General features: G+C 52.2%; 1 protein-coding gene. It reads right to left on the bottom strand.

Annotation, left to right across the window (positions count from 1 at the left end):
- Positions 1–613, bottom strand: a 613-nt coding sequence (locus tag R7Q09_RS26750; RefSeq protein WP_318144023.1) for a c-type cytochrome, incomplete at both ends; no start/stop codon positions are given.

Raw genomic sequence — 613 nt, 5'->3', positions numbered from 1 at the left:
GATGTACGCAGCAACGTCCCAAGCTTCTTGCTCAGTCAGCTGCACACTTTTTCCAAGTGGCATGTTCTCATAAATAAAATAGGCCGCAGTGTTAATGCGGTGCATACCCGCGCCCCAGTTATACGCAAATTCGCCCCAAAGCGGAGGAATGTATGAATGGCCGTCGGTGCCTTTGATACCCGAGCCGTCGGCGCGATGACAAGTCTCGCAGTTCTTTTCATAGACTAAAGCCCCTCGCTCTGGTGATGGTTCTTGCTTCGGTGCGGCGATTTTTGGGTAGCCACGTCCTGCGAGGTTGCCGCGCTCTTTAACCGGTAATGCTTGAGCGATAGCATCTGGCAAAGGGAAGTCTTGCGTTTTACCGCCCACTTGGAGAGCTTTAATGTCTAGCTCTGGCACCGCTTCATCGTTCATACCATAACTATCGAGTAATCCACCCATTGCCAACCAATAAGCGTAAGCGCTGAGGGCAACAATTTCGGGTGAGTCGTAAGCGGGGGCTTTGCCGTTCATGGAGTATTCGAAGCAACCTTGAATACGGTCTGCGTAGCTGTTTACGCGATCGTTTTTCTTGCGATAAGCCGGATAGGCCATGTACGCCGCCCACAGCGGT

It is taken from the genome of Vibrio sp. 2130-1 (assembly GCF_033339515.1).
The sequence above is the reverse complement of the archived record's forward strand: the minus strand, read 5'-3'. Positions and strand labels throughout refer to the sequence as shown.